This is a genomic window from Paenarthrobacter sp. GQ52 (assembly GCF_059759005.1).
Genome location: NZ_JCAXEJ010000001.1, coordinates 663,160 through 686,324 on the forward strand (window position 1 = coordinate 663,160; position 23,165 = coordinate 686,324).

Here is a 23,165-nt window from a genome sequence, read left to right on the forward strand (position 1 = left end):
ACCGGCCTCAGGCGTCGTGCCCGGGCTGCGATTTCGGCACCCGCATGGTGATCATGGTTCCTTCGCCCGGGGCCGTGTCGATGATGAGTCCGTGCTCGTCGCCGTAGACCTGTCGTAGGCGGGCGTCCACATTGCGAAGTCCCACGTGGACCCCGTCCGTGTGCCCGGCGAGCACAGACCGCAGATGCTCCGGGTCCATGCCGACGCCGTCGTCCTCGATGGTCACTTCGGCGAACGCGCCGGAATCATTCGCGCAAATGGTGATGTGTCCGGGTCCTTCCTTGGCCTCCAAGCCGTGCCTGACGGCGTTTTCCACCAGCGGTTGGAGGCTAAGGAACGGGATGACCGTGCTGAGGACCTCCGGAGCGATCCGCAGGCTCACTTGGACCCGCTCGCCGAACCTTGCGCGCTCCAGCAAGAGGTAACGATCAATGCAGCGGAGTTCCTCCGCCACAGTAGTGAAGTCGCCGTGGCGTCGGAACGAGTACCGGGTGAAATCGGCGAATTCCACCACGAGCTCCCTGGCGCGGGCCGGATCGGTGTTGATGAACGAGGCAATGGCATTCAACGAGTTGTAGATGAAGTGTGGGCTTATCTGGGCCCGCAGGGCACGGACCTCGGCCTCCATCAGGAGGGTGCGCGATGATTCCAGCTCCGCGAGCTCCAGCTGCGCGGCAATCCAATCGGCCACCTCGCTTGTTGCCCTCACCAAACCGGCCCCGGCCGCAGGGGCAAGTGCGGCCACAGAGCCGACAACCCTGGATCCAGCCCGGATCGGTGCGATGACAGCGCTAAAGTCGTGGTTGCCGTGATCCGGCTTAGCGGCTGATGGGTACCCGACAGCTACTACCACCGTCCGGCCAGTGGTTAATACTTCCTCCGCGAGCCGCATCAGCGATGGCCGGAGTTCCTCGGCGGCACCATCCCAGGCGAGCACGGCGTCGGTGTCCGTGATGGCCAGGGCATCGCAGCCCAGCAGCGCCCGTAATTGCTTGCTGGCCTTGGCTGCGCCGGCGGGATGGAGACCAGCGCGAAGGTGCTGCCCTGCCCTGGAGGCTGCATGGAGTGTGTTGTAGGTTGCACGTTCGGCGTCCGTGCCAAGGTCGCGGAACGAGCGGATCACTTTGAGGCCAACGCCCACGACGACGGCGACTGCCAGCACGATCACGGCGATCGCGGCTGCGGTGAAAAGCGGGGAATCGGGCATAAGGCCAGCGTAGCCGGACGCACTGGCGGGGTCCGCCCGCTTGCCCTGATGCTCCCTCACGGCCACCGTTTGGCGCAACGTCGCAACCGTTGGGCGACGGCAGTGGACGATTCTCTGGAACAGGTGCCACAGAGCGTTCGATAGTGATTGCAGTCACATTGGCAATGCGTGTGGAGCTGATGTGGACACATCACAATCAGGAGGAACCATGGGTAATGAGGCCCAACCCCAGGACGCAACGGCGTCCGTGGACTTCCAGGAAGTCCAACAGACGGAACGGTTCAAGACACTGCGCAAGCGGCACCGCAGCTTTGTCTTTCCAATGGCAGTGGTATTCCTGCTCTGGTATTTCGCCTACGTTCTCTTGGCCGACTATGCAGTCGGCTTCATGTCCATCAAGGTTTGGGGCAACATCAACGTCGGCCTGATTCTCGGCCTGCTGCAGTTTGTCACCACCTTCGGCATCACGGCCTGGTACGTGAGCTACTCCAACAGGAAACTGGATCCCATCGCTGCTGAAATCCGCAACGAGATCGAGGGCCACGAATTCGATAAGGACGGCAATGTGATCAGCGGGGCAACAAAATGAACACCATCGTCCCGGCAGCAGTCAACGTCGAAGCGCTGAAAGACACCACCCTGCTCAACATGGGCATCTTCGCCCTCTTCGTGGCGGTCACCATGGTGATCGTCTTCCGGGCAAGCCGGAACAACAAGACCGCGGCAGACTACTACGCTGCCGGCCGGTCCTTCACCGGCTCCCAAAACGGCACGGCCATCGCCGGGGACTACCTTTCGGCGGCATCATTCCTAGGTATCACCGGTGCCATTGCCATCAACGGCTACGACGGGTTCCTGTACTCCATCGGCTTCCTTGTTGCCTGGCTGGTTGCCCTGCTCCTGGTGGCTGAACTGCTCCGCAACACCGGCAAGTTCACCATGGCTGACGTCCTGTCCTTCCGCTTGCGCCAGCGCCCGGTCCGTATCGCGGCGGCGCTGTCCACCCTCGCCGTTTGCTTCTTCTACCTTCTCGCCCAGATGGCAGGTGCAGGCAGCTTGATTTCGCTCCTGCTGGGAATCAGCGACTGGGGTGGCCAAGCCTTGGTGATCATCGTCGTCGGCGCCTTGATGATCATGTACGTACTGATCGGCGGAATGAAGGGCACCACCTGGGTGCAGATCATCAAGGCCATCCTGCTGATTGCCGGTGCCGGAGTCATGACGGCTATGGTGCTTGCGATCTATGGCTTCAACCTGTCCAGCCTGCTGGGCTCTGCAGCCGAGGCCGCCAACAACCCGGCCATCCTGAACCCGGGCCTGCAGTATGGCAAGACCGAAACTTCCAAGCTCGACTTCATGTCCCTTGGACTCGCCCTGGTTCTCGGAACCGCGGCCCTGCCGCACGTCCTGATGCGCTTCTACACCGTTCCCACGGCAAAGGAAGCCCGGAAGTCCGTTGTCTGGGCGATCTGGCTGATCGGCCTGTTCTACCTGTTCACACTGGTGCTGGGCTACGGTGCAGCAGCCCTGGTGGGTGCAGAAACCATCAAATCCGCACCCGGCGGCGTCAACTCCGCCGCACCGCTGCTGGCCTTCCACTTGGGTGGGCCGTTGCTCCTGGGCTTCATTTCGGCGGTTGCCTTCGCCACCATCCTGGCGGTGGTGGCAGGTCTGACCATCACGGCGGCGGCATCCTTCGCTCATGACATCTACGCCAATGTCATTGCCAAGGGCAAAGCTGATGCTACTACCGAGGTGAAAGTGGCCCGACGAACGGTACTGGTGATCGGCGTCCTGGCTATCCTCGGTGGCATCTTCGCCAACGGCCAGAATGTGGCCTTCCTGGTGGCTTTGGCCTTCGCAGTTGCAGCCTCGGCTAACCTGCCCACCATCGTGTACTCCCTGTTCTGGAAGAAGTTCACCACCCAGGGCGCGGTCTGGAGCATGTATGGCGGCTTGGCTGCGGCCATCCTGCTGATCACTTTCTCGCCTGTAGTTTCGGGTGCCAAGACCTCCATGATCCCGGGAGCAAACTTTGCCTTCTTCCCGCTGAGCAACCCGGGCATCGTATCCATCCCGCTGGCCTTCTTCCTTGGCTGGCTGGGTACAGTCCTGGATAAGCGGCGCGAGGATCCGGCCAAGCAGGCGGAAATGGAGGTGCGCTCGCTGACCGGCGTCGGTGCTGAGAAAGCTGTAGACCACTAGCCCTGCCGACACCGAGCCAAACAGGGCCAACGCAACAGAAGGCTCCTCCTGCGAACGGCAGGAGGAGCCTTCTGGAGTCCGGATCAGTTACTTCTTCAGGCTCAGCCACTCCTTTAGCTGCTCCAGCGGCCACGTGGTGACAATCCGTTCCTTCGGCACCCCAAGGGCTTCCGCCCGCTCCGCACCGTACTGCAGGAAGTCGAGTTGGCCGGGGGCGTGGGCATCGCTGTCGATGCTGAACAGGCAGCCGGCGTCGAGGGCCATGTTGATGAGGTTGTCCGGTGGATCCTGCCGCTCTGGCCGTGAGTTGATTTCTACAGCCACACCCCATTCCGCACACTCTTTAAACACTTTGGCCGCGTCGAACTCAGACTCAGGCCTGGTACCCCGCGATCCTTGGACAAGGCGGCCCGTGCAATGCCCCAGGACGTTGGTATGGGGATCACTGATGCCGCCCAGCATTCGTGTGGTCATGGTCTTCTTGTCCGACCGAAGTTTGGAGTGAACGCTAGCCACCACTACGTCCAGACGGTCCAGCATGTCCGGTGTCTGGTCCAAGGTTCCATCCTCAAGGATGTCCACCTCGATGCCCTTGAGCAATCGGAAGCCGTCCTGTGCGGCATTGATGCCTTCCACCACGCCCAGTTGTTTCTCAAGCCGTTCGACGCTGAGGCCATTGGCGATAGTGAGGTTGGGGGAGTGGTCCGTCAGGGCAAGATACTCCCGGCCGAGAGTGCGGGCTGCGGCAACCATGGTTTCGATCGGTGAGCCGCCATCGGACCAGTTGCTGTGGCTGTGAAGGTCGCCTCGCAAGGCTGCCCGCAGGGTGTCGCCCCCAGCGGCCAAGGATTCTGTTCCGCGTTCACGCAGATCGGCCAGATAGTCGGGGGTACGGTCCTCCATGGCCTGCGTGATCACTTCGGCACTCCGGCTTCCGACGCCTTTGAGGCTGGTTATCCGCCCGCTGCTGACAAGCTTCGCCAGATCTTCCGGCGCAAGCTGCCGGACGGCGTCGGCTGCCTTGCGGAAGGCTTGGACCTTGAAAGTGGGAGCTTGGCTTCGTTCCAGCCAGAAGGAAATTTCGTCGAGCGCCTCGATGGGATCCATGGCTCCATGATCCACGAACCAGGCGCACCATCAACAGTGGGCAGTGTTAATGGTGCGCCGGTCCAGTCGCCGCCTAGTGGTGGCGACCCGGGTCCAGGGCGGGATTGGAGCCCTGGCCGTTGTTTCCGTCCGGCGACTGGCCGTGTTCACCATGGGGGACGGCGTGCTGTCCGGCCATCGAGGCTGCCAGGCCGGGTGTTGCCACTGTTGCAACAACGACGGCGGCTCCGAACGCGGCTGCCAGAAGCCGCCCGGTCCTTGGCTGGCCGTGGGCGCCGCCGTCGTTGGTCTTGTGCTGCCGCCTCAACCAGCCCGCTCCGGCAAGTGCCATGAGCGTTAGACCGAGGGCGGCGAGGTGGCTCACGTCAAGTGAGCGCTGGGTGGAGACGCCGGCCGCCATGACTGCGACGTGGGCCGCGGCAGCCACTGCCAAAGCCGGCACGGCATAGCGGGCGAAGACGAGTGAGTTGCGATGCAGGCCCCACAGAGACCAAGCCAGGAAGGCCAAGCCAGCCGTGAGGGTTGCCACCCCGGCAATGACCAAACCGGGCGTCACCGAGTTGATGCCGGTGAGATACCCGGCGGCAAGGGAAAGCTCGACCATCCCGGCCGCCATGGCAGCGAAGTACACGAACAGCAAGGTGGCTGCCTTCAACGTGGGGTGATTTCTGCTTTCCATGGCTCCCGCCGTCCTTTCGCTCGTAGTGGCGCGTAGTGGGTGATCAGGCGCGGGCGGAAGCTACGGCGGCCTTGTCCTGGGACAGTGCGACACCCAACAGGACAACTGCGCTGGCAAGGTGCAGCACGTTGTCTGCTCCGTTGAGGGCGATGATGTTCAGTGAGGAACCCACCAGGAAGAGCCCGAGGATACCCACCAGAAGGTAGACACCGCCCACGGCCGTGTTCACGGACTTGGACAGCGTGACGCTGTTCATGCCGGCATAGAGAAGGGCAGCGCCGATGGCCAGGTGGATGATGTTGTGAAGCGGGTTCACAGCGAAAATGATCAAGTTGGCGCCCTCGGTGGCGAAGAAGCCGATTCCCGAGGTGACAAAGAATCCGAGCACGCCTACCAAGAGGTAAACGGCTCCGAAGATGGTGGCGATCAAGCGATTGGGCGAAGTACGCATTGGTCCGAACCTTCCGGTGATGGCCGGAAATCCCGGCCGTCCTGCTGAGCCCCGGGTGGGGCTCTCAGGAAGTGATTCGGACCATTCGCGCAGGTGGATGGGTGGTGGGAAGGATTATTTTCCCGTCACTTAGGGGCGGAGTCGGATGCTGCTCATCTTCAGCTCGTTGGTGCCCTCGAAGATGTATTGAAGATCGATGGTCTTGCCGTCGCATTGGAGCTTGCCGGCAAGGTCCGCCTTGTTGTTTCCGTTCTCCGAGTTCACGTTCACGGAGTTGTAGTTTGGTTTGCATGAACTGTCCAGCTCCAGGCTGGCAATGCCATCAACGAACGATTGCTTGTCCAGTTCATCCTTCAACGGCTGGCTCAGGTAGTTGTCGTAGGCCTGCTCCGTTTGGCCTGACACCACCAGATTAGTGAATTCATCGGCCAGGGATCTTGCCTTGGAGGTTGCGTTGCCCACCACGTTGACGAGCACCAGTATGCCCACCACGGCCAGCACAACAACTCCCGCCACAACGCTGAGGACGATCCACAGCAATTTCCGGCTCTTTTTCGGTGGCTGCTGGCCGTATTGCCCCGGGGGATATTGCCCTGGCGGGTACTGGCCGGGCGGGTACTGGCCGGGCTGGTATTGGCCCGGCGGGTATGGGTTTTGGGGCTGGCCCGGCACGCCGTATTGCGGGTTGCCCTGGGGAGAAGCGGGCGACGGCGGCTGTTGCCACTGCGGGGAGCCGCCACTCTGCGGGGGGTACCCGGGTCCCGGCGGAACCGGCGGCGGGTTATACCCGGGTTGGTGATCCGGCTGGCTGGGTTCTTGCGGATTGCTCACGGTAGTGCCCCTTTCGGCAGCCTTCGGCAGCGCCACCACCTGGCCGGGAACCTCTGGACGGTCCCCGATGCGTCCTCTTGCATCAAATCGCATGTCCGCTTCCATGGGCAAGAGCGCGCCAGGAATAACTGCAGGTAGAAAGGGAATTCAGGCCTTCGTGCGCCGCCCCAGCAATGGTTGCACCCGATAGGGGATCATCTCGCGCATGGCCAGTGCCGTATCCGTCCGCTCCACGCCGTCGCAGCCGAGGATCTTCCCGTTGATCCGGTACAGGTCTTCCGCATCCAAGGCCACAACCCGCAGCAACAGGTCCGCGGAGCCCGTCAGGCCGAAACCTTCCAGGATCTCCGGAATGTCCGCGAGGTCCTGGGCAAGTGAGGCCAATTTCTGCTGTTGCACATGGACCGTGATGAACGCCGTCAACGGATAGCCGAGGGCCACCGGATTGATTCGCCGCTCGAATGATAGGAACGCGTGTTTCTTCTCGAGCTGGGCCATGCGGGCCTGCACTGTATTGCGGGACAAACCCAACTTTTGCGCCAGTGCCACCACCGTCCCGCGTGGGTCCTTGGCCATGGCGGAAAGGAGCCGGGTGTCAGTGCCATCCAAGGGTTGCATAATGCGCAAGATTAGCACGGAGCCCGAGTCCAAAACAGGGCAGAATGCTCAATTTCAACAAGGGTAGTTGTACCTGATGCGCGTTGTGAGTAGGGTCACAATTAACTCCGGCGAAGGTGCCGGAGGGCCGGTCTGCGACAGGATCACAAGTCCCGCCAGCGCCGACGAAAACGAGCCGGAAGGTTGCGATCACCTGTGTTAACGGATCAGGCGGGCAAGGGAGTGCACCATAACGCTCCACGCCCAGGACATAGTGCACAAAATCCCTTGAGGACCGGCGGCGACATGCTCCAGTTGGTGTCGCCGGACGGCGAACGCATCAGCCACCCGGAATTTGATATCTGGGTCAAGGACATCAGCGATGAACACCTGTGCTCCTTGTATGAGGATATGACGGTTATTCGCCGTATTGATGCGGAAGCTACGGCATTGCAGCGCCAGGGCGAGCTGGCATTGTGGCCCCCGTTGCTTGGGCAGGAAGCAGCCCAGATCGGTTCAAGCCGCTCCCTGCGGGACGACGACTTCGTTTTCCCGAGCTACCGGGAAAGCGGCGTGGCCTATGTGCGTGGCGCCCACCTCTCCGAGATCGCCCGCGTATGGCGAGGCAACGCCTCCTATGGCTGGGATCCCCTGCGCATCAATCTGGCGACTCCCCAGATCATCATTGGTTCCCAGAGCCTGCACGCCACCGGCTATGCCATGGGCGTCCAGTTGGATGGTGCCAACACTGCGGTCCTTGCCTACTTTGGCGATGGTGCCACGAGTGAAGGCGACGTGAACGAGGCCATGGTGTTCGCCGCGAGCTACCAGGCTCCCGTGGTGTTCTTCTGCCAGAACAACCATTGGGCAATATCCGAGCCCGTGCGTGTGCAGTCCCACGTTCAGTTGGCTGACAGGCCCACCGGATTCGGTATCCCGAGCATGCGGGTTGATGGCAATGACGTCCTGGCTGTCATGGCAGCGACTCGTGTTGCCTTGGACCGTGCGCGCAAGGGCGGCGGACCTACCTTCATTGAGGCGGTCACTTACCGCATGGGTCCGCACACCACCGCTGATGACCCTACCCGGTACCGTGACCCCAACGAGCTGGAGGATTGGGCCGCCAAGGACCCGATCCTGAGGCTGCGCAAACTGCTGGAGGCCAAGGGCCTGCTGACTGAGGACGTTGAAACCCAGGTGAAGGCAAAGGCTGATGCGGTGGCTGCGGAACTTCGGTCCAGCTGCATCGACATGCCGGACCCGCAGCCGTTGGACGTTTTCAACCACGTCTACAGCACCCCCAATTCCTGGATTGAACGCCAGAAGGACCACTACTCGCGCTACCTGAACAGTTTCAACCAGCCAGTCGAGGAAGGTGCACTCTGATGTCCAAGCTCACTTTTGCCCGGGCCATCAATGCCGGCCTCCGGAAGTCCCTCGAGAATGATCCCAAAGTAGTCCTCATGGGAGAAGACATCGGTTCGCTTGGTGGCGTTTTCCGCGTCACGGATGGGCTGCAGAAAGATTTCGGGAAGCACAGGGTGATCGATTCGCCGCTGGCTGAGTCCGGGATTATCGGCACCGCAGTTGGCCTGGCCTACCGTGGCTACCGGCCCGTTTGCGAGATCCAGTTCGATGGTTTCATCTACCCGGCGTTCGACCAGATCGTCAGCCAGGTAGCCAAGATGCACTACCGGACCCAAGGGCGCGTCAAGATGCCCATCACTATCCGTGTTCCGTTCGGTGGTGGCATCGGATCGCCGGAGCACCATTCCGAATCACCCGAGGCGTACTTCACGCACACCTCCGGCCTCCGGGTTGTAGCTGTGTCGAATCCGCAGGATGCCTACACCATGATCCAGCAGGCCATCGCGTCCGATGATCCCGTCCTCTACTTCGAGCCCAAGCGGCGTTACCACGACAAGGGCGACGTGGACGAGACCATTGACCTGTCCACTGCACTTCCTTTGGACAAGGCTGCCGTGGTGAGCCCTGGTTCCGATGTCACGCTGGTTGCCTATGGTCCACTTGTCAAAACGGCCAAGGCCGCTGCCATGGCAGCGGCCGATGAAGGCATTTCCGTGGAAGTCATCGATCTTCGCTCCCTGGCCCCTGTGGACTACCCCGTCGTCGAAGCTTCTGTCCGCAAGACCGGTCGGATGGTCATCACCCACGAGGCCGGCCAATCCGGTGGCCTCGGCGCCGAGATCGCTGCAAGCATCACCGAACGCTGCTTCCATTACCTGGAGTCGGCTCCCGTCCGCATCACCGGATTCGACGTTCCGTACCCATACTCGAAGCTCGAAATGCACCACTTGCCGGACTTGGACAGAATTCTCGACGGCGTGGACCGCGTCCTGGGCCGCCGCAACTCCCTGAGTGGACTGGAAGGATGACCGCCACCATGATCAAGGAATTCAGGCTGCCGGACCTGGGCGAGGGCCTGACCGAATCGGAAATCCTGAGCTGGAAAGTGGCGGTGGGGGATACCGTTACGCTGAACCAGGTCATCGCCGAGGTCGAAACCGCCAAGGCCGTCGTCGAGTTGCCCTCGCCCTTCGCAGGCGTGGTGGCTGAACTTCATGAGCAGCCCGGCACCGTGGTGGAGGTTGGCAAGCCGATCGTTTCGTTCGAGGTTGACGACGCCGGGTCCTCCAACGGGGGCGGCGCACCTGTTGCTGTTAAGGAGTCTGTCGGGACGGGTTCCGCAGGTGACCGTGCCGCCGTCGAGACATCTGCCAATGGTGCCGCCGCCGCTCCCGCCGATGGGGTGGGGAGCCCAGCGAAACGTGAGCCGAACCTGGTAGGTTACGGCGCCGTCGTCGAACATTCCGGTCGCCCGACACGGCGTGCCCGCGTACAGGTACAAAACGTGAAGGCCCCAGCGCCGGAGGCGCCCGCGACCGCCGTTCCCGTGGTGCCACGTCAGACGGAGGCCGAAACCTCCGAGCGACCGCGCTCCACCCCTCCGGTCCGGAAACTCGCCCGTGACATGGGGGTCGACCTGGAGCTCGTTCCCGGAACCGGGCCGGGCGGGCTCATCACCCGCGAGGATGTTCAGAACTTCTCCGGTACACCGGAAGCTCCAGCTGAGGCTCCAGGTTCTGCTGCACAGGGTGAGCGGGAAACCCGAACGCCCATTAAGGGTGTTCGCAAGTTCACGGCCGCAGCCATGGTGCAGAGCGCGTTCACTGCCCCGCATGTGACGGAGTTCCTCACGGTGGACGTCACGGCAACCATGGAATTGCTGGCCAGGCTCAAGGGCAATAAGGCATTCGAAGGCTACAAGCTGACGCCCCTGACCATTGCGGCCAAGGCGGTTCTGGTGGCGTTGCGGAACAACCCATCGTTGAATTCGCGGTGGGATGAGGCCAACCAGGAGATTGTCCAGTTCAATTACGTGAACCTGGGCATCGCGGCCGCAACACCCCGGGGCCTGACGGTCCCGAACATCAAGGACGCGGACCGCTTGACGCTTCGTGAGCTCTCCACGGCTTTGACTGAGCTGACCGATACGGCGCGGGCAGGTAAGACGTCGCCGTCGGAGTTGTCTGGTGGCACCATCTCCATCACCAACATCGGCGTGTTTGGCATCGACGCCGGGACTCCCATCCTGAACCCGGGCGAGGCCGCGATTGTGGCCCTTGGCGCTGTGAGGAAGGCGCCGTGGGTTGTTGACGACGAACTCGCGGTTCGGCAGGTCATGTCGCTCAGCCTGTCCTTCGACCACCGCTTGGTGGATGGGGAACAGGGTTCACGATTCCTTGCGGACCTCGGCTCAATCCTGGCCGACCCTGCCATGGTCATGACCATGATCTGACGCGTCCGAAGCTGCGCCGGCCCATCCCTTTACGAGTGCTTGCAGGAAACTGCAGCTAAGGGGTGGGTCGTCGCGCGTCGGCCGGTGGGCGGCGTCAGTCTTCGGTTGGCGTGGTGCGGTTGGAGTGGACGTTGCGCCAGCTATGCTCAGGCTCAAAGCCCAACAGCCTGCGGGCTTTGTCGATGGACAGCATGGTTTCGTGCTCACCCAGTTCCTTGAGGACCTCGACGCCGGGGAAGACTTCGGCTGCCAATTCGGCGCTGCTTCGACTCATCACGGTATCGGCGGCGGCAATGATGAAGGTCTCGAAGCCCGGTTCCCCATGCTCCAGGGACCGCACCACGGCAAGGGCGCCGTCCCGGGCATCGATGTAGCCCCAGAGGTTCCATTTCCGGAGCGTTGCGTCGGAGTCGAAGGCAGGGAAAGCGTCGTAATCCTCGGGGTCCATGACATTGGAGAATCGCAGTGCCGTGATGCTCAGTTCCGGATCCCACCGCGTCAGTTGGATGGCCATCTGCTCCTCGAGGTGCTTAACCAGCGAGTAGGTGCTTTCCGGTCGAGCCGCGTACTCCTCATCTACGGGAATGTAGGGAGGCTCGATGTCGAAGGGGAGTCCCAGCACGGTCTCGCTGGAGGCGTAGACCACCTTCTTGATGCCCGCCCTCCGTGCCGCTTGGAACACGTTGTAGGTGGACACCATGTTGTTCTCAAAGATCGCAGCGTCCGGGGCCAGCCCCGGCGCTGGAATGGCTGCCAAGTGGACTATCGCGTCCAAGCCGTCGTGTTGGTCATCCAAGCCCAGGACGACATCCAGGACCTGTCCGTAGTTGCGGAGGTCCACGTTGACGTAACCCCGGCCGCGCGTGCCTGCGCGGTCCATGTTAAGCACCTCGTGGCCGTCCTGCGTAAGACGTCGGACCACGCTCCTGCCCAGTTTTCCGCTTCCGCCGGTGACTGCAATCCTCATGGGGGGCTCCTCGATAGTGGCTGGTACCTCAGCCTGTTGCTTTGTAGATTCAACACGGGTTCGAGTTTCAGCCTAGGCGGCACGGCGGCGGAAAACAGCCTGTCAGGCTGGCCCTGGGAGTCCTAGGTACGACGGAACGACCCACTGCTGGCTTGTGCGCAGGGCAGTCAGTTTGCAAAATATATAGACCGGTCTATTATTTGGTTATGGCAATAAAAGGGAACCTGACAAAAGCACGGCTCACGGAGTCCATGCTCCAGCTCATCCAGACCAGTGGCTACAGCGGCACGGGGCTGAATGCTGTGATCGAACACGCCGGAGCACCGAAGGGATCGGTCTACTTCCACTTCCCCGATGGAAAGGAGGGTCTGGGCGTCGCAGCGGTCGAGCTCGCCGCGAAGCAGTTCGAAGCACTGATTGCAGAGGCCGCAGTGTCCGCGGGGAGTGCGGCTGAGGCTGCCCGCACGGCGATTGAGGTCTTAGCCGCCATCGTCAGTGAGAGCAACTTCCGGCTTGGTTGCCCGGTCTCCGTCGTCACCCTGGAGATGGGCGCGGAAAGCGAGCGGCTGAGGCAGGCGTGTGCCGCTGCCTTCGAGTCGTGGATAGCTCCGACGTCCGCGCTCCTCGAGGCCGGTGGTCTTGACGCCGGGGAGGCCCGCTCCTTGGCAACCGTTGTTGTATCGACGATCGAGGGGGCGGTGATCGTCTCTCGCGCCATGCAAAGCACTCAACCCCTGTTTTCGGCCGCTGACGTCGTGGCGGCGCTCATCAACCAGCGATGCAAGACCGTTGGCGGGGCGCGATGACACCGCACGAAGAATCCCGCCACGCCCTGGTCTTCGGGGCTTCGGGAATGGTCGGCCGGCACCTCGTCCTGTCCCTTGCTGAAGCTGGCGCTAACGTCACGGCGGCAGTTCGTACCCCAGAGTCCGGAGCGCGGGTCGAGGGATGGGCCAGGGAGCATGGTTTGGTGGGGAGCATCAGCACGACGATCGTCGACTTCGATGCTCCAGAGATCGTCGAGGGCGGTCCCTCGGCATTCCCGTTCATCACCGAGATCCATAACTGCGCCGGGTTGTATCGGTTCGGAATGACCGCGCAGGAGGCACGCAGTGCGAACGTCGGCATCGTCGAGAAGCTCATTGACTTTGCCGGAGAACTCCCCAATCTGCAGCGTGTCGTCCACGTCTCGGGCTACCGCGTCGGCGGGGAGGACCCCGCAACCGTTCCATGGCCAGAGGACCATCGCGCCGCGGTCTACGAGGAACTTGGAGCCTATGAAGCCTCAAAGGTGGAATCCGACGCCATCTTTCAAGCCCGGGCGCTGGAGCGGGGAGTCCCCTGGACCATCGTCAATCCGGCCAGTGTGATCGGGGACAGCGTGACCGGTGAGTCCGATCAACTCATCGGGCTGGCCACCACCATTGGGCAAATCTGGGACGGCACCATGGCAGCACTGCCTGGAAACCAAGAAACGTTCCTCCCGGTCGTCACGGTCGACTATCTGGCGGCCTTCATGGCTGCAGCGGCGGTCGATCCGGTTGCTGACGGCAAGGCCTATTGGATTCTCGACGACGCCACCCCGCCGCTTGCAGATCTGCTCACGCACGTTGGCCGTCATCTCGGTGTCAAGGTCCCGCGGGTAAGAATGCCGATCGGTGTCATCAAGCGGCTCCCGCAGCGGATCACCAAGGCAGATCCCGAGACGCTGACGTTCATGTCAGCTGACCGGTATCCGACAGATTCAGCCATCGAGTTCGCCGCCAGGCACAGGATCCCGATGCCGGATGTGCTGGTGTCGCTGGAGCGGTGGGCCGACCACCTGGCTGCGCATCGGTTTGGCGCCATCACGGCTGACGGTCGTCGATTCGCAGACGTTGGCGGTCTAAGGACATTTGAGCTCGGCGTAGCCAGGTCCAGCAGGGTGGTCTTTCCCGGCTTACCGGTCAACGCAGATACGTGGGCCGAAGTGGCGTCGGGTATCGGTGCCCGGGTTGTAGACCTTCCCGGACTCGGCCTCAGTGGTGGAACAGGCGTTCAGGACTGGGAAAAGTGGCTGCCTACTGTGTTGGGTGGGGAACCTGCTGACCTCATTGGCCACTCGATCGGTGCAGCTGCGGCGGTAGTTGCGGCTGACAGGCTCCCGGGGCAGGTCAAGTCCCTCACACTGATAGCACCGTTCTTTCTCCAGGTCCCGATGGGTGGCCCGGCCAGACTGCGGCCGCTCGTGTCCGCCTACTTGCGACACGTCAACCCGGCGCGGCTGTCACACCAACTGACCGGGTCAGGAGGGAGCGCGGTTGCTCTGGAGTCCAGTCTCAGTGACCTCAAGCGAAGCAGCGCCAAGAGGGTATCCGAGCACCTGGCCCTTGCGGGATCGATGCCGTGGCGTACCGAGCTTCGGGAAGCGCTGGGGCGATTCACCGGCACGGTCCGCATCGTCACGGGAGGCGATGACCCCCTGGCGCCGGGTGTGGTTGAGCAGCTCAAGTCACTTCCGAATGTTCAGCTGATCTCAGTGCCGGGTGCCGGGCACCATCCGCAACTGACGCATGGTGATGATCTCGTCGCGCTCATCAAGGGATCGCTCGAGTGAACAGGGCGCCCCGCGCCGTGTGAGAATCCGCCAACGAGGCGTGGCGATCACGCTGAAGTGAGAGCCGCCAAGGCCATCTGCTCCAGGATGGGCCTGGCTGACTTCACTGCGATCTTCCTGCCGTGGTGGCGCACCGAGTGGGGTGTGGAGTTGATCAAACCAAAGGCTGCGTGTGCACGGACACGGAGGCCGGGGACGTCTGCGTCCGTGTGAATGCGGGCCAAGACGTCTACCCATGTTTCGACGTAACTGCGCTGGAGGGATCTGACTTCTGCCTGGTCGGCGTCGCTGAGACTTCCGAAGTCCCGGTCCTGGACACGGATGACGTCAGGATTGCTGAGGGCGAAATCGACCTGGAACTGGATGAGTCCCTTCAGCGCGGTCCGGGGATCTTCGGACTCCGACACTACCCGCAATCCACCGTCCAGCAAGTCACGGCTGACGCTGAGTAGTAACTCTCCGAGGACCGCTTGCTTGCCGGGAAAATGCCGGTAAACGGCGGGGCCACTGACGCCTGCTGCTGCTCCGAGGTCCTCGAGCGACACGCGGGTGAAACCGTTCTCCGCAAAGAGTCCGGCAGCAGCGGACAACAAGGCCAATCTGCGGAGCTCCTTCGCCTGGCCGCGTTGCGTGGCGGCGGCGCGGGTGCCGTTGATGCTTGCTTCCTGACCTGCGGTCACATCTTCCTCCTTGCGCCAGTCCGGCCCAGCCCTTGCCGGGCCGCCTGTGCTGGACATCACAGTTAATAAAGACTAACCTAAATTTCAGTTACGTGGCACTAACCGAAATGGCCTGCGGCCGGGAATGGAACAGGGGTCAATGGAGACAATTGCCAGTCTGACGGGAGCCGCCAGTGGCACCTTTGAGACCAACCAGAAAGCGCAACTGGCCTTGGTGGAGGAACTGAGGGAGCGCCTGGCGACGGCGGCCCTTGGCGGCCCTGCCAAGTCCCGGGAGCGGCACATCGCCCGCGGGAAACTGCTGCCGCGGGAACGCATTGACCACTTGCTCGATGACGGCAGCCCCTTCCTTGAGATCGCACCCTTGGCTGCGAATGGCATGTACAACGACGATTCCCCGGGCGCCGGGGTTATTGCAGGCATTGGTCTGGTCCATGGCCGCCACGTTCTGGTGATCTCCAATGACGCCACGGTCAAGGGCGGCACTTACTATCCCATGACCGTGAAGAAACACCTCCGGGCCCAGGAGATCGCCTTGGAAAACAAGCTTCCGTGCATCTACCTCGTGGATTCCGGGGGAGCTTTCCTGCCCAAGCAGGACGAAGTCTTCCCGGACAAGGACCACTTTGGCCGGATCTTCTATAACCAAGCCAAAATGTCTGCCGCCAAGATCCCGCAGATCGCCTCCGTCATGGGGTCGTGCACGGCCGGCGGTGCCTATGTACCCGCCATGAGTGATGAGACCGTCATAGTCCGGAACCAGGGCACCATCTTCCTGGGCGGTCCGCCCCTGGTAAAGGCAGCGATTGGTGAGATCGTCACAGCAGAGGAACTGGGCGGCGGCGACGTCCATTCAAGGATTTCCGGGGTCACGGACCACCTGGCCGAGAATGACCAACATGCCTTGGAGATCGTTCGGGACATCGTGGCGACGTTGCCGAAGCCGGCGCAGCCGGCCTGGGACGTGTCCGACGTCGTCCTGCCGCCCGTCGTCGATCCTTCAGAGATCTACGGTGTGGTTCCCACGGACGTCAACGCCCAATACGACGTTAGGGAAGTCATCGCAAGGCTGGTTGATGGATCCGAATTCCACGAGTTCAAGAAGAACTACGGCACCACCCTGGTGACCGGATTCGCGCACCTGCACGGCCATCCCGTGGGCATCGTGGCCAACAACGGCGTCCTCTTCAGCGAATCGTCCCTGAAGGGCGCACACTTCATTGAACTCTGCGATCAGCGCGGCATACCGCTGATCTTCCTGCAGAACCTCTCCGGCTTCATGGTGGGCAAGGACTACGAGCAAGGCGGCATCGCCAAGAACGGAGCCAAAATGGTCACAGCAGTGGCTACTGCCCGTGTGCCCAAGCTGACGGTTGTCATCGGTGGTTCCTTCGGCGCTGGCAACTACTCCATGTGCGGCCGGGCATACTCGCCGCGGTTCCTGTGGATGTGGCCCGCGGCCCGCATCTCGGTGATGGGTGGAAACCAGGCCTCCAGCGTCCTGGCCACCGTCAAGAGGGATCAATATGAGGCGGCGGGCCAGGAATGGTCCGCGGAGGACGAAGAAGCCTTCAAAGCTCCCATCAAGCAACAGTATGAGGACCAAGGAAGCCCCTATTACTCCACCGCAAGACTGTGGGACGACGGCATTATCGATCCTGCTGACACACGGCGCGTCCTGGGAATGGCCTTGGACGTCGTCTCACGCCAACAACTGCCCGAGACCTCCTTCGGTCTCTTCAGGATGTGACCATGAGCCTCCCAACAACAACCACAGCCCCACCCAACCCGGCGGTCCAAGCCCGAACCTTCAGCGCCGTCCTTGTTGCCAATCGCGGGGAGATCGCCTGCCGCGTCATCAGGACCCTGAAGGAGATGGGCATCCGCTCCGTGGCCGTGTACTCGGACGTGGACAAAGATGCCAGGCACGTGGCCCTCGCCGATACCGCTGTCGCCATCGGTGGCACGGCACCCGCGGAAAGCTACTTGAAGATCGATGCCGTCATCGACGCGTGCCGTCGAAGCGGGGCGGAGGCAGTCCACCCGGGCTACGGCTTCTTGTCCGAGAACGTGGAGTTCGCCAAGGCGCTGGACGCCGCCGGCATCACGTTCATCGGGCCGGGAGTTGGTGCCATTGAAGTCATGGGCGACAAGATCCGGTCCAAGAACCACGTGATGGCCTACGACGTTCCCTGCGTACCGGGCATCGCACAACCAGGACTCACCGATCAGGAGTTGATCGAGGCGGCGCCGGGGGTCGGTTTCCCCTTGCTGATCAAGCCGTCCGCTGGTGGAGGCGGCAAAGGCATGCACATCGTGGAACGGCCCGAGGACATGGCCTCCACGCTCGTCACGGCAAGACGCGTGGCAGCGTCCGCCTTCGGCGACGACACTCTCTTCCTTGAGCGGCTCATTCGCGCGCCCCGGCACATCGAGGTCCAGGTCCTGGCCGACAACCACGGCAACGTCATCCACCTCGGCGAGCGCGAGTGCTCACTCCAGCGGCGCCACCAGAAGGTCATCGAAGAAGCCCCGTCCGCCCTCTTCGAATCACTGCCCGACGGCGCAGGGGAGCGGGCCCGCATCGGCGAGGCCGCCTGCAACGCGGCACGTTCGGTCAACTACAGCGGCGCGGGAACCGTCGAATTCCTGGTCTCCGACGACCACCCCGACGAGTTCTTCTTCATGGAGATGAACACCCGGCTGCAGGTGGAGCATCCTGTCACGGAGATGGTCACGGGCATCGACCTCGTCGAATGGCAGGTGAGGATCGCCGCCGGTGAGGTGCTCACCGTTGCGCAGTCCGACGTCGTACTTAACGGCCATGCCGTTGAGGCGCGCGTTTACGCCGAGGTGCCCGAGCGGAATTTCATGCCGTCGATGGGGCGCATCGTGGCGCTCGCAGAGCAGGGCGCAGGGGATGCAACCGTGTCCGGGCACCGACAGGCGCATGCGAACGTGCGGATTGATTCTGCCATGCGGGACAGGCTGGAGATCACAGGGGACTACGATCCCATGCTCGCCAAGGTCATTGCATGGGGCAAGGACAGGGCAGCGGCACTGGATACCCTTGACGCTGCGCTCGGCCGTTACACACTGCTGGGTGTCGACACGAACGTTGAATATCTGCGGTTGTTGATCAATGATCCCGAGGTCCGCGCCGGGCACTTGGATACGGGACTGATCGAGCGCAAGCTGCCGTCCCTGGCATTCAGGCACGTTGGTCCCGCTGAACTGATCGCCGCAGCGCTCACCCTCTGGCTGGAACGGAGCGGTGCGGTGCTGGCTGGCGACGCATGGAAGAGTGCCGACTCCTGGCGCGTCGGCGGCCGTGGCGCCTGGACAGTCACCTTTGGTGTTCCGGGCGGTGGAGTCGTTGCGGTGTCCATCACCGAGGAGGACAGTACCGTCACGGCAAGCATCGACGGCGGGAATCCCTCCAGCATCAAAGCGGTGGATCGGACCGCTACCAGCATCGCGTTGGAGCTCGACGGCGGCCTGGTCACCTTCGCGGTGGGCATCACCCTGGGTGATGCCCAGGAAATTTACGTCGGCAACGATGGCTGGTCCTGCAGGCTCGAGGTACTGAATCGTGCAGAGCGGCTGCGGCGGATGCTCGCCGGCATCGAGCGTGAAGACGGGGCGGCGGACCCGGAGGTGCGCTCGCCGATGCCCGGGACGGTGGTTTCCGTGTCCGTGGTCGACGGCGACTTGGTTGAGGAAGGCCAGGCGCTCCTTGCCGTGGAAGCGATGAAGATGGAGCACCAACTGGTGGCGTCCGTTGCGGGGACCGTCCACCTCACCAGCAAACCCGGCGACCTGGTCAAAGCGGACCAGGTGCTCGCCACCATTCACGTAGACAAGACCAGCACAGACGAGGAAGTCCAGCGATGAGCACGTTTGAACTCAATGAGGAATACCAGGACCTTAGCGACTCCGTCCGCGAATTCGCCGACGAAGTTGTGGCACCGGTTTCCGCCAAGCACGACGAAGAGCACAGCTTCCCCTACGAGGTTGTGAAGCAGATGGGGGAGATGGGCTTGTTCGGCCTCCCCTTCCCTGAAGAGTTCGGCGGGATGGGTGGAGACTATTTTGCCCTGGCGCTGGCATTGGAGCAGCTGGGCCGCGTTGACCAGTCTGTGGCCATCACCCTTGAAGCCGGTGTGTCGCTCGGTGCCATGCCGGTGTACCGCTTCGGCACGGAGGAACAGAAGCAGGAGTGGCTGCCCCAGCTGGCGTCCGGACGTTCCTTGGCCGGCTTCGGCCTGACCGAGCGCGAAGCCGGTTCGGATGCCGGCGGCACCAAGACCAACGCCCATCTGGAAAACGGCGAATGGGTCATCAACGGCAACAAAGAATTCATCACCAACTCCGGCACGGATATCACCACGCTGGTCACCGTCACGGCAGTTACGGGCCATAAAGAGAACGCTGACGGCAGTACCAAGAAGGAGATCTCCACCATCCTGGTACCGACTGAAACGCCCGGTTTCAGGGCGGAAAAGCCGTACAACAAGGTGGGATGGAACGCTTCTGACACTCACCCGCTCACCCTGGACAATGTCCGGGTTCCTGAAGCGAACCTCCTGGGCGAGCGCGGCCGGGGTTATGCCAACTTCCTTTCCATCCTTGATGAGGGCCGCATAGCCATCGCCGCACTGGCCACCGGCGCAGCCCAGGGTTGCGTGGACTTGTCCGTGAAGTACGCGAAGGAACGCAGCGCGTTCGGGCAGAACATCGGCAAGTACCAGGCCATTCAGTTCAAGATCGCCCGGATGCAGGCAAGGGCCCACACTGCCCGCCTTGCCTATTACGACGCCGCCTCCAGGATGCTGGCAGGCAAGCCGTTCAAGACCGAAGCGGCCATCGCTAAGATGGTCGCAGGCGAGGCAGCCATGGACAACGCGCGGGACGCCACCCAGGTGTTCGGCGGCTATGGCTTCATCAACGAATTCACGGTGGCACGGCATTACCGCGACTCCAAGATCCTTGAAATCGGGGAGGGCACCACCGAGGTTCAATTGATGCTCATCGCCCGCGAGCTGGGTCTGTAACCGTACGGGAAGGATCAAGGATGATTGACAAGGTTGTTGCCAGCGCCGCGGAAGCGGTGAAGGACATCCCGGACGGTGCCTCGCTGGCCGTCGGAGGTTTCGGTTTATGCGGTATCCCCGTTTCCCTGATCGATGCCGTCCACCAGCAGGGCACTACGGATCTTGAAACGGTCAGCAACAACTGCGGCGTGGACGACTGGGGCCTTGGCATTCTCCTCAAGGACGGACGTATCCGTCGAACCATCAGCTCCTACGTGGGCGAGAACAAGGAATTTGCCCGGCAGTATCTGGCGGGGGAGCTGGAAGTAGTCCTTACTCCACAGGGCACTTTGGCTGAGAAGCTTCGCGCCGGTGGTGCCGGCATTCCGGCCTTTTACACCAAAGCAGGTGTGGGAACCCAGGTGTCCGAGGGCGGCCTCCCGCAAAAGTACGACGCCGACGGGAACGTTGCGCTGGCCTCTTCACCGAAGGAAGTGCGCACCTTCAACGACGCGGACTATGTGCTGGAAGAGTCCCTGACCCCGGACTTCGGCCTTGTCCACGCCTGGAAGGGAGACCGGCACGGCAACCTGGTCTTCCACGCGACAGCGATGAACTTCAACCCCCTCTGTGCCATGGCGGCCAGGACCACCATTGCCGAAGTGGAGGAGTTGGTGGAACCTGGCGAGCTTGACCCGGAGCACATCCACACCCCGGGGATCTTCGTCCAAAGGGTAGTGGTGGCAACGTCGAACGAGAAGCGGATAGAAAAGCGGACGGTAGCGCTGACGGCAGGAGCGGATCGATGACCGACAATACCTACCACGACATCCCGCCCCGCCCGGAAGCCGTCCGGCACGAGTACCGTCGCGCCGACGTCGAACATCACGAGGCCAAAGGCTGGACCCGCAACGAACTGGCCGCCCGCGTTGCCAGGGAACTCACCAACGGGCAATACGTGAACCTGGGAATCGGGATGCCCACGCTGATCCCCAACTACATTCCCGATGGTGTGGAGGTCATTCTCCACTCCGAGAACGGGATCCTTGGCGTTGGTCCCTACCCCGCTGAGGACAGGGTGGATCCGGACCTCATCAACGCGGGCAAGGAAACGGTCACCACGAATGCGGGGGCAGCGTTCTTCGACTCGGCGTCGTCCTTCGGCATGATCCGCGGCGGGCACGTGGACGTTGCCGTCCTGGGCGCCATGGAGGTGGCCGCGAACGGAGACCTTGCCAACTGGATGATTCCCGGCAAGATGGTCAAGGGCATGGGCGGTGCGATGGACCTGGTGTTCGGCGCCAAGAAAGTCATTGTCATGATGGAACATGTAGACCGCAGCGGCCGGCCGAAAATCGTCCAGGACTGCACGCTCCCCCTCACAGGTAAAGGCTGCGTGGACCGGATCATCACGGACTTGGCTGTTATCGACGTCGTGAAGGACGAAGGTGACCCGCGCCTTGTCCTCCGTGAGTTGGCACCCAACGTCACCCTTGAGGACGTCCTGGCTGCTACCGGCGCCGAGCTGTTCGAGGAAGACCAGGAGCTCACAGTATGACGCGGGTGGTTGAGCAACGCGGGTTGTACTTCGATGAACTTGAAGAGAGCGTGATTTACGCCCACAAACCAGGCCGCACTGTCACCGAGACTGACAATGTCCTCTTCACCACCATGACCATGAACACGCAGGCGCTGCACTTGGACGCGGCCTGGAGCTCCGGGCAGCCGTTCGGACAGCGCCTGATGAACTCCATGTTCACCCTGTCCACCATGGTGGGGCAGTCCGTGACCCAGCTGACGCAGGGGACAATCATCGCGCAGCTGGGCTTGACGGATGTCACCTTCCCTCACCCGCTGTATCACGGCGATACGCTGTACACGGAAACGGTGATCACGGGAAAAAGGTTGTCGTCGTCCCGCCCGGGTCAGGGCGTGGTGACCATGCAGCACACCGGCCGCAATCAGGACGGTGCAGTGGTGGCTTTGGCAACCCGGACCTGCCTGATGTGGACCAAGGACGCGCACGCCGCGCAGTCCTAGCCCACCATTTCCAAACTCTGTAGGACACCAGCAGCAAGGACCTCCATGCTTTCTTCCAACGCGACTCCGTTCACCATGGGCCCGGCCCTCTTGTTCTGCCCTGCGGACCGTCCGGAGCGTTTCGGCAAAGCCGCTGATCGATCCGATGCCGTCATCCTGGACCTGGAAGATGCCGTAGCTCCTGCGGACAAGCCGGGGGCCCGCGAAGCGATTCTGAAACAGGCGGATACGGGTGGCCTGGAGCCAAGCCGCACCATTGTGCGCGTCAATCCTGTGGGGACGCCCGAGTTCGACCTCGACCTTGAGGCTCTGGCAAGAACGCCCTATCGCACGGTGATGCTGGCCAAGGCGGAGACTGCGGAGCAACTCAGGTCTTTGGAGGGCTATCAGGTCATCGCGCTGTGCGAGACTGCGGCGGGTATCGTCAACGCCTCCGCTATCGCCGCCGAACCGAACGTCGTGGGGCTGATGTGGGGTGCCGAGGATTTGTTGGCGTCACTGGGTGGCCTCTCCAGCAGGAACGACGACGGCGGCTACCGGGCTGTTGCCCTGCACTCCCGGTCCGCTGTACTGCTTGCCGCCAAAGCCGCGGGCAAGGAAGCCGTCGACTCGGTGTATGTGAACATCCCGGATCTCGAAGGCCTGTTGGCTGAGTCGCGCGACGCCATTTCCAGTGGTTTCGGTGCGAAGGCCTGCATCCATCCGAACCAGGTAGCAGTGGTCCGTGAGGCTTACGCTCCCACTCCCGAGGTCATAGCCCAGGCCACCGAGCTCCTGGAAGCGGCAGCATCTGCGGGCACGGGAGTGTTCCAGTTCAAGGGCAAGATGATCGACGGACCCATTCTCAAGCATGCCGAAGCGACTCTTCGCCGGGCCGGGCACCCGCGAGTTGCCAGTTAACACCCATGTTCGGCGGAAACATGGGTGTTAACTGGCATCTCGGCGGGCGGCC

At 62.4% G+C, this 23,165-nt stretch carries 22 protein-coding genes; 14 read left to right on the top strand and 8 right to left on the bottom strand.

Features of this window, described 5'->3' with window-relative positions:
- Positions 1-7 precede the first annotated feature (7 nt).
- Positions 8-1,207, bottom strand: a complete 1,200-nt coding sequence (locus tag AC6CH8_RS02905) for a sensor histidine kinase (RefSeq protein ID WP_091467619.1) — start codon at positions 1,205-1,207, stop codon at positions 8-10.
- A gap of 208 nt (positions 1,208-1,415) precedes the next feature.
- On the opposite strand from AC6CH8_RS02905, the gene AC6CH8_RS02910 reads away from it, so the two are divergent.
- Together AC6CH8_RS02910 and AC6CH8_RS02915 are read left to right on the top strand one after the other, a co-directional pair.
- Entirely contained in the window at positions 1,416-1,796 is a 381-nt protein-coding gene (locus AC6CH8_RS02910; RefSeq protein WP_498188569.1) for a DUF485 domain-containing protein, read from the top strand.
- On the top strand, positions 1,793-3,412 hold the full coding sequence (locus tag AC6CH8_RS02915) for a monocarboxylic acid transporter (RefSeq protein ID WP_498188570.1): 1,620 nt from the start codon (positions 1,793-1,795) through the stop codon (positions 3,410-3,412). Before AC6CH8_RS02910 ends, AC6CH8_RS02915 begins: the two co-directional genes overlap by 4 nt.
- Positions 3,413-3,499: 87 nt before the next feature.
- Here AC6CH8_RS02915 and AC6CH8_RS02920 read toward each other — a convergent pair whose 3' ends face one another.
- The 5 genes from AC6CH8_RS02920 to AC6CH8_RS02940 form a co-directional block, all read right to left on the bottom strand.
- Entirely contained in the window at positions 3,500-4,519 is a 1,020-nt protein-coding gene (locus AC6CH8_RS02920) for a PHP domain-containing protein (protein WP_420180634.1), read from the bottom strand.
- Positions 4,520-4,592: 73 nt separating this feature from the next.
- On the bottom strand, positions 4,593-5,198 hold the full coding sequence (locus AC6CH8_RS02925) for a hypothetical protein (protein ID WP_498188571.1): 606 nt from the start codon (positions 5,196-5,198) through the stop codon (positions 4,593-4,595).
- Positions 5,199-5,241: 43 nt separating this feature from the next.
- On the bottom strand, positions 5,242-5,649 hold the full coding sequence (locus AC6CH8_RS02930; protein WP_011774231.1) for a DUF4383 domain-containing protein: 408 nt from the start codon (positions 5,647-5,649) through the stop codon (positions 5,242-5,244).
- Positions 5,650-5,778: 129 nt separating this feature from the next.
- The gene (locus AC6CH8_RS02935) at positions 5,779-6,480 is read right to left on the bottom strand and encodes a hypothetical protein (RefSeq protein WP_498188572.1); all 702 of its coding nucleotides are present in this window, start codon (positions 6,478-6,480) and stop codon (positions 5,779-5,781) included.
- A 147-nt stretch (positions 6,481-6,627) separates the two neighbouring features.
- Positions 6,628-7,098 carry an Lrp/AsnC family transcriptional regulator gene (locus tag AC6CH8_RS02940; RefSeq protein WP_091466379.1) on the bottom strand — a complete coding sequence of 157 codons (471 nt, stop codon included), beginning with the start codon at positions 7,096-7,098 and terminating at the stop codon, positions 6,628-6,630.
- A gap of 195 nt (positions 7,099-7,293) precedes the next feature.
- On the opposite strand from AC6CH8_RS02940, the gene pdhA reads away from it, so the two are divergent.
- Genes pdhA through AC6CH8_RS02955 form a run of 3 tightly spaced genes read left to right on the top strand, consistent with a single transcriptional unit; the run spans position 7,294 to position 10,897 of the window.
- A complete protein-coding gene (gene pdhA / locus AC6CH8_RS02945; protein WP_498188573.1) occupies positions 7,294-8,463 on the top strand; it encodes a pyruvate dehydrogenase (acetyl-transferring) E1 component subunit alpha in 1,170 nt (389 codons plus the stop codon).
- Positions 8,463-9,473 (top strand): alpha-ketoacid dehydrogenase subunit beta, encoded by a 1,011-nt coding sequence (locus tag AC6CH8_RS02950; RefSeq protein ID WP_498188574.1) that lies wholly within the window; start codon positions 8,463-8,465, stop codon positions 9,471-9,473. Before pdhA ends, AC6CH8_RS02950 begins: the two co-directional genes overlap by 1 nt.
- Positions 9,470-10,897: a dihydrolipoamide acetyltransferase family protein gene (locus tag AC6CH8_RS02955; protein ID WP_498188575.1), complete on the top strand. Its 1,428-nt coding sequence runs from the start codon at positions 9,470-9,472 to the stop codon at positions 10,895-10,897. Before AC6CH8_RS02950 ends, AC6CH8_RS02955 begins: the two co-directional genes overlap by 4 nt.
- A gap of 94 nt (positions 10,898-10,991) precedes the next feature.
- On the opposite strand, the gene AC6CH8_RS02960 is transcribed toward AC6CH8_RS02955, so the two are convergent.
- Positions 10,992-11,864 carry an NAD-dependent epimerase/dehydratase family protein gene (locus AC6CH8_RS02960; RefSeq protein WP_091466385.1) on the bottom strand — a complete coding sequence of 291 codons (873 nt, stop codon included), beginning with the start codon at positions 11,862-11,864 and terminating at the stop codon, positions 10,992-10,994.
- Positions 11,865-12,070: 206 nt separating this feature from the next.
- On the opposite strand from AC6CH8_RS02960, the gene AC6CH8_RS02965 reads away from it, so the two are divergent.
- Together AC6CH8_RS02965 and AC6CH8_RS02970 are read left to right on the top strand one after the other, a co-directional pair.
- Positions 12,071-12,670, top strand: a complete 600-nt coding sequence (locus AC6CH8_RS02965; protein WP_498188576.1) for a TetR/AcrR family transcriptional regulator — start codon at positions 12,071-12,073, stop codon at positions 12,668-12,670.
- The gene (locus AC6CH8_RS02970) at positions 12,667-14,460 is read left to right on the top strand and encodes an alpha/beta fold hydrolase (protein WP_498188577.1); all 1,794 of its coding nucleotides are present in this window, start codon (positions 12,667-12,669) and stop codon (positions 14,458-14,460) included. The genes AC6CH8_RS02965 and AC6CH8_RS02970 overlap by 4 nt, the downstream gene beginning before the upstream one ends.
- A gap of 47 nt (positions 14,461-14,507) precedes the next feature.
- Here AC6CH8_RS02970 and AC6CH8_RS02975 read toward each other — a convergent pair whose 3' ends face one another.
- Positions 14,508-15,140 carry an SACE_7040 family transcriptional regulator gene (locus AC6CH8_RS02975; protein WP_091467621.1) on the bottom strand — a complete coding sequence of 211 codons (633 nt, stop codon included), beginning with the start codon at positions 15,138-15,140 and terminating at the stop codon, positions 14,508-14,510.
- Between the two features lie 139 nt (positions 15,141-15,279).
- Here AC6CH8_RS02975 and AC6CH8_RS02980 point away from each other — a divergent pair, with 139 nt between their 5' ends.
- From AC6CH8_RS02980 to AC6CH8_RS03010, 7 genes are read left to right on the top strand one after another with little or no spacing between them, the layout of a single operon-like run.
- Entirely contained in the window at positions 15,280-16,890 is a 1,611-nt protein-coding gene (locus AC6CH8_RS02980) for a carboxyl transferase domain-containing protein (protein WP_498188578.1), read from the top strand.
- Between the two features lie 2 nt (positions 16,891-16,892).
- Complete coding sequence (locus tag AC6CH8_RS02985) at positions 16,893-19,034, top strand: acetyl/propionyl/methylcrotonyl-CoA carboxylase subunit alpha (RefSeq protein WP_498188579.1); 2,142 nt, start codon at positions 16,893-16,895, stop codon at positions 19,032-19,034.
- Positions 19,031-20,194, top strand: a complete 1,164-nt coding sequence (locus tag AC6CH8_RS02990) for an acyl-CoA dehydrogenase family protein (protein WP_091466394.1) — start codon at positions 19,031-19,033, stop codon at positions 20,192-20,194. Before AC6CH8_RS02985 ends, AC6CH8_RS02990 begins: the two co-directional genes overlap by 4 nt.
- A 20-nt stretch (positions 20,195-20,214) precedes the next feature.
- Positions 20,215-20,982 carry a CoA transferase subunit A gene (locus tag AC6CH8_RS02995; protein ID WP_178996401.1) on the top strand — a complete coding sequence of 256 codons (768 nt, stop codon included), beginning with the start codon at positions 20,215-20,217 and terminating at the stop codon, positions 20,980-20,982.
- Positions 20,979-21,731, top strand: coding sequence for a CoA transferase subunit B (locus tag AC6CH8_RS03000; protein ID WP_364305595.1), 753 nt, complete (start codon positions 20,979-20,981; stop codon positions 21,729-21,731). Before AC6CH8_RS02995 ends, AC6CH8_RS03000 begins: the two co-directional genes overlap by 4 nt.
- Entirely contained in the window at positions 21,728-22,213 is a 486-nt protein-coding gene (locus AC6CH8_RS03005) for a MaoC family dehydratase (RefSeq protein WP_498188580.1), read from the top strand. The genes AC6CH8_RS03000 and AC6CH8_RS03005 overlap by 4 nt, the downstream gene beginning before the upstream one ends.
- Before the next feature lie 45 nt (positions 22,214-22,258).
- Positions 22,259-23,113, top strand: a complete 855-nt coding sequence (locus AC6CH8_RS03010; RefSeq protein ID WP_498188581.1) for an HpcH/HpaI aldolase/citrate lyase family protein — start codon at positions 22,259-22,261, stop codon at positions 23,111-23,113.
- Positions 23,114-23,165 lie beyond the last annotated feature (52 nt).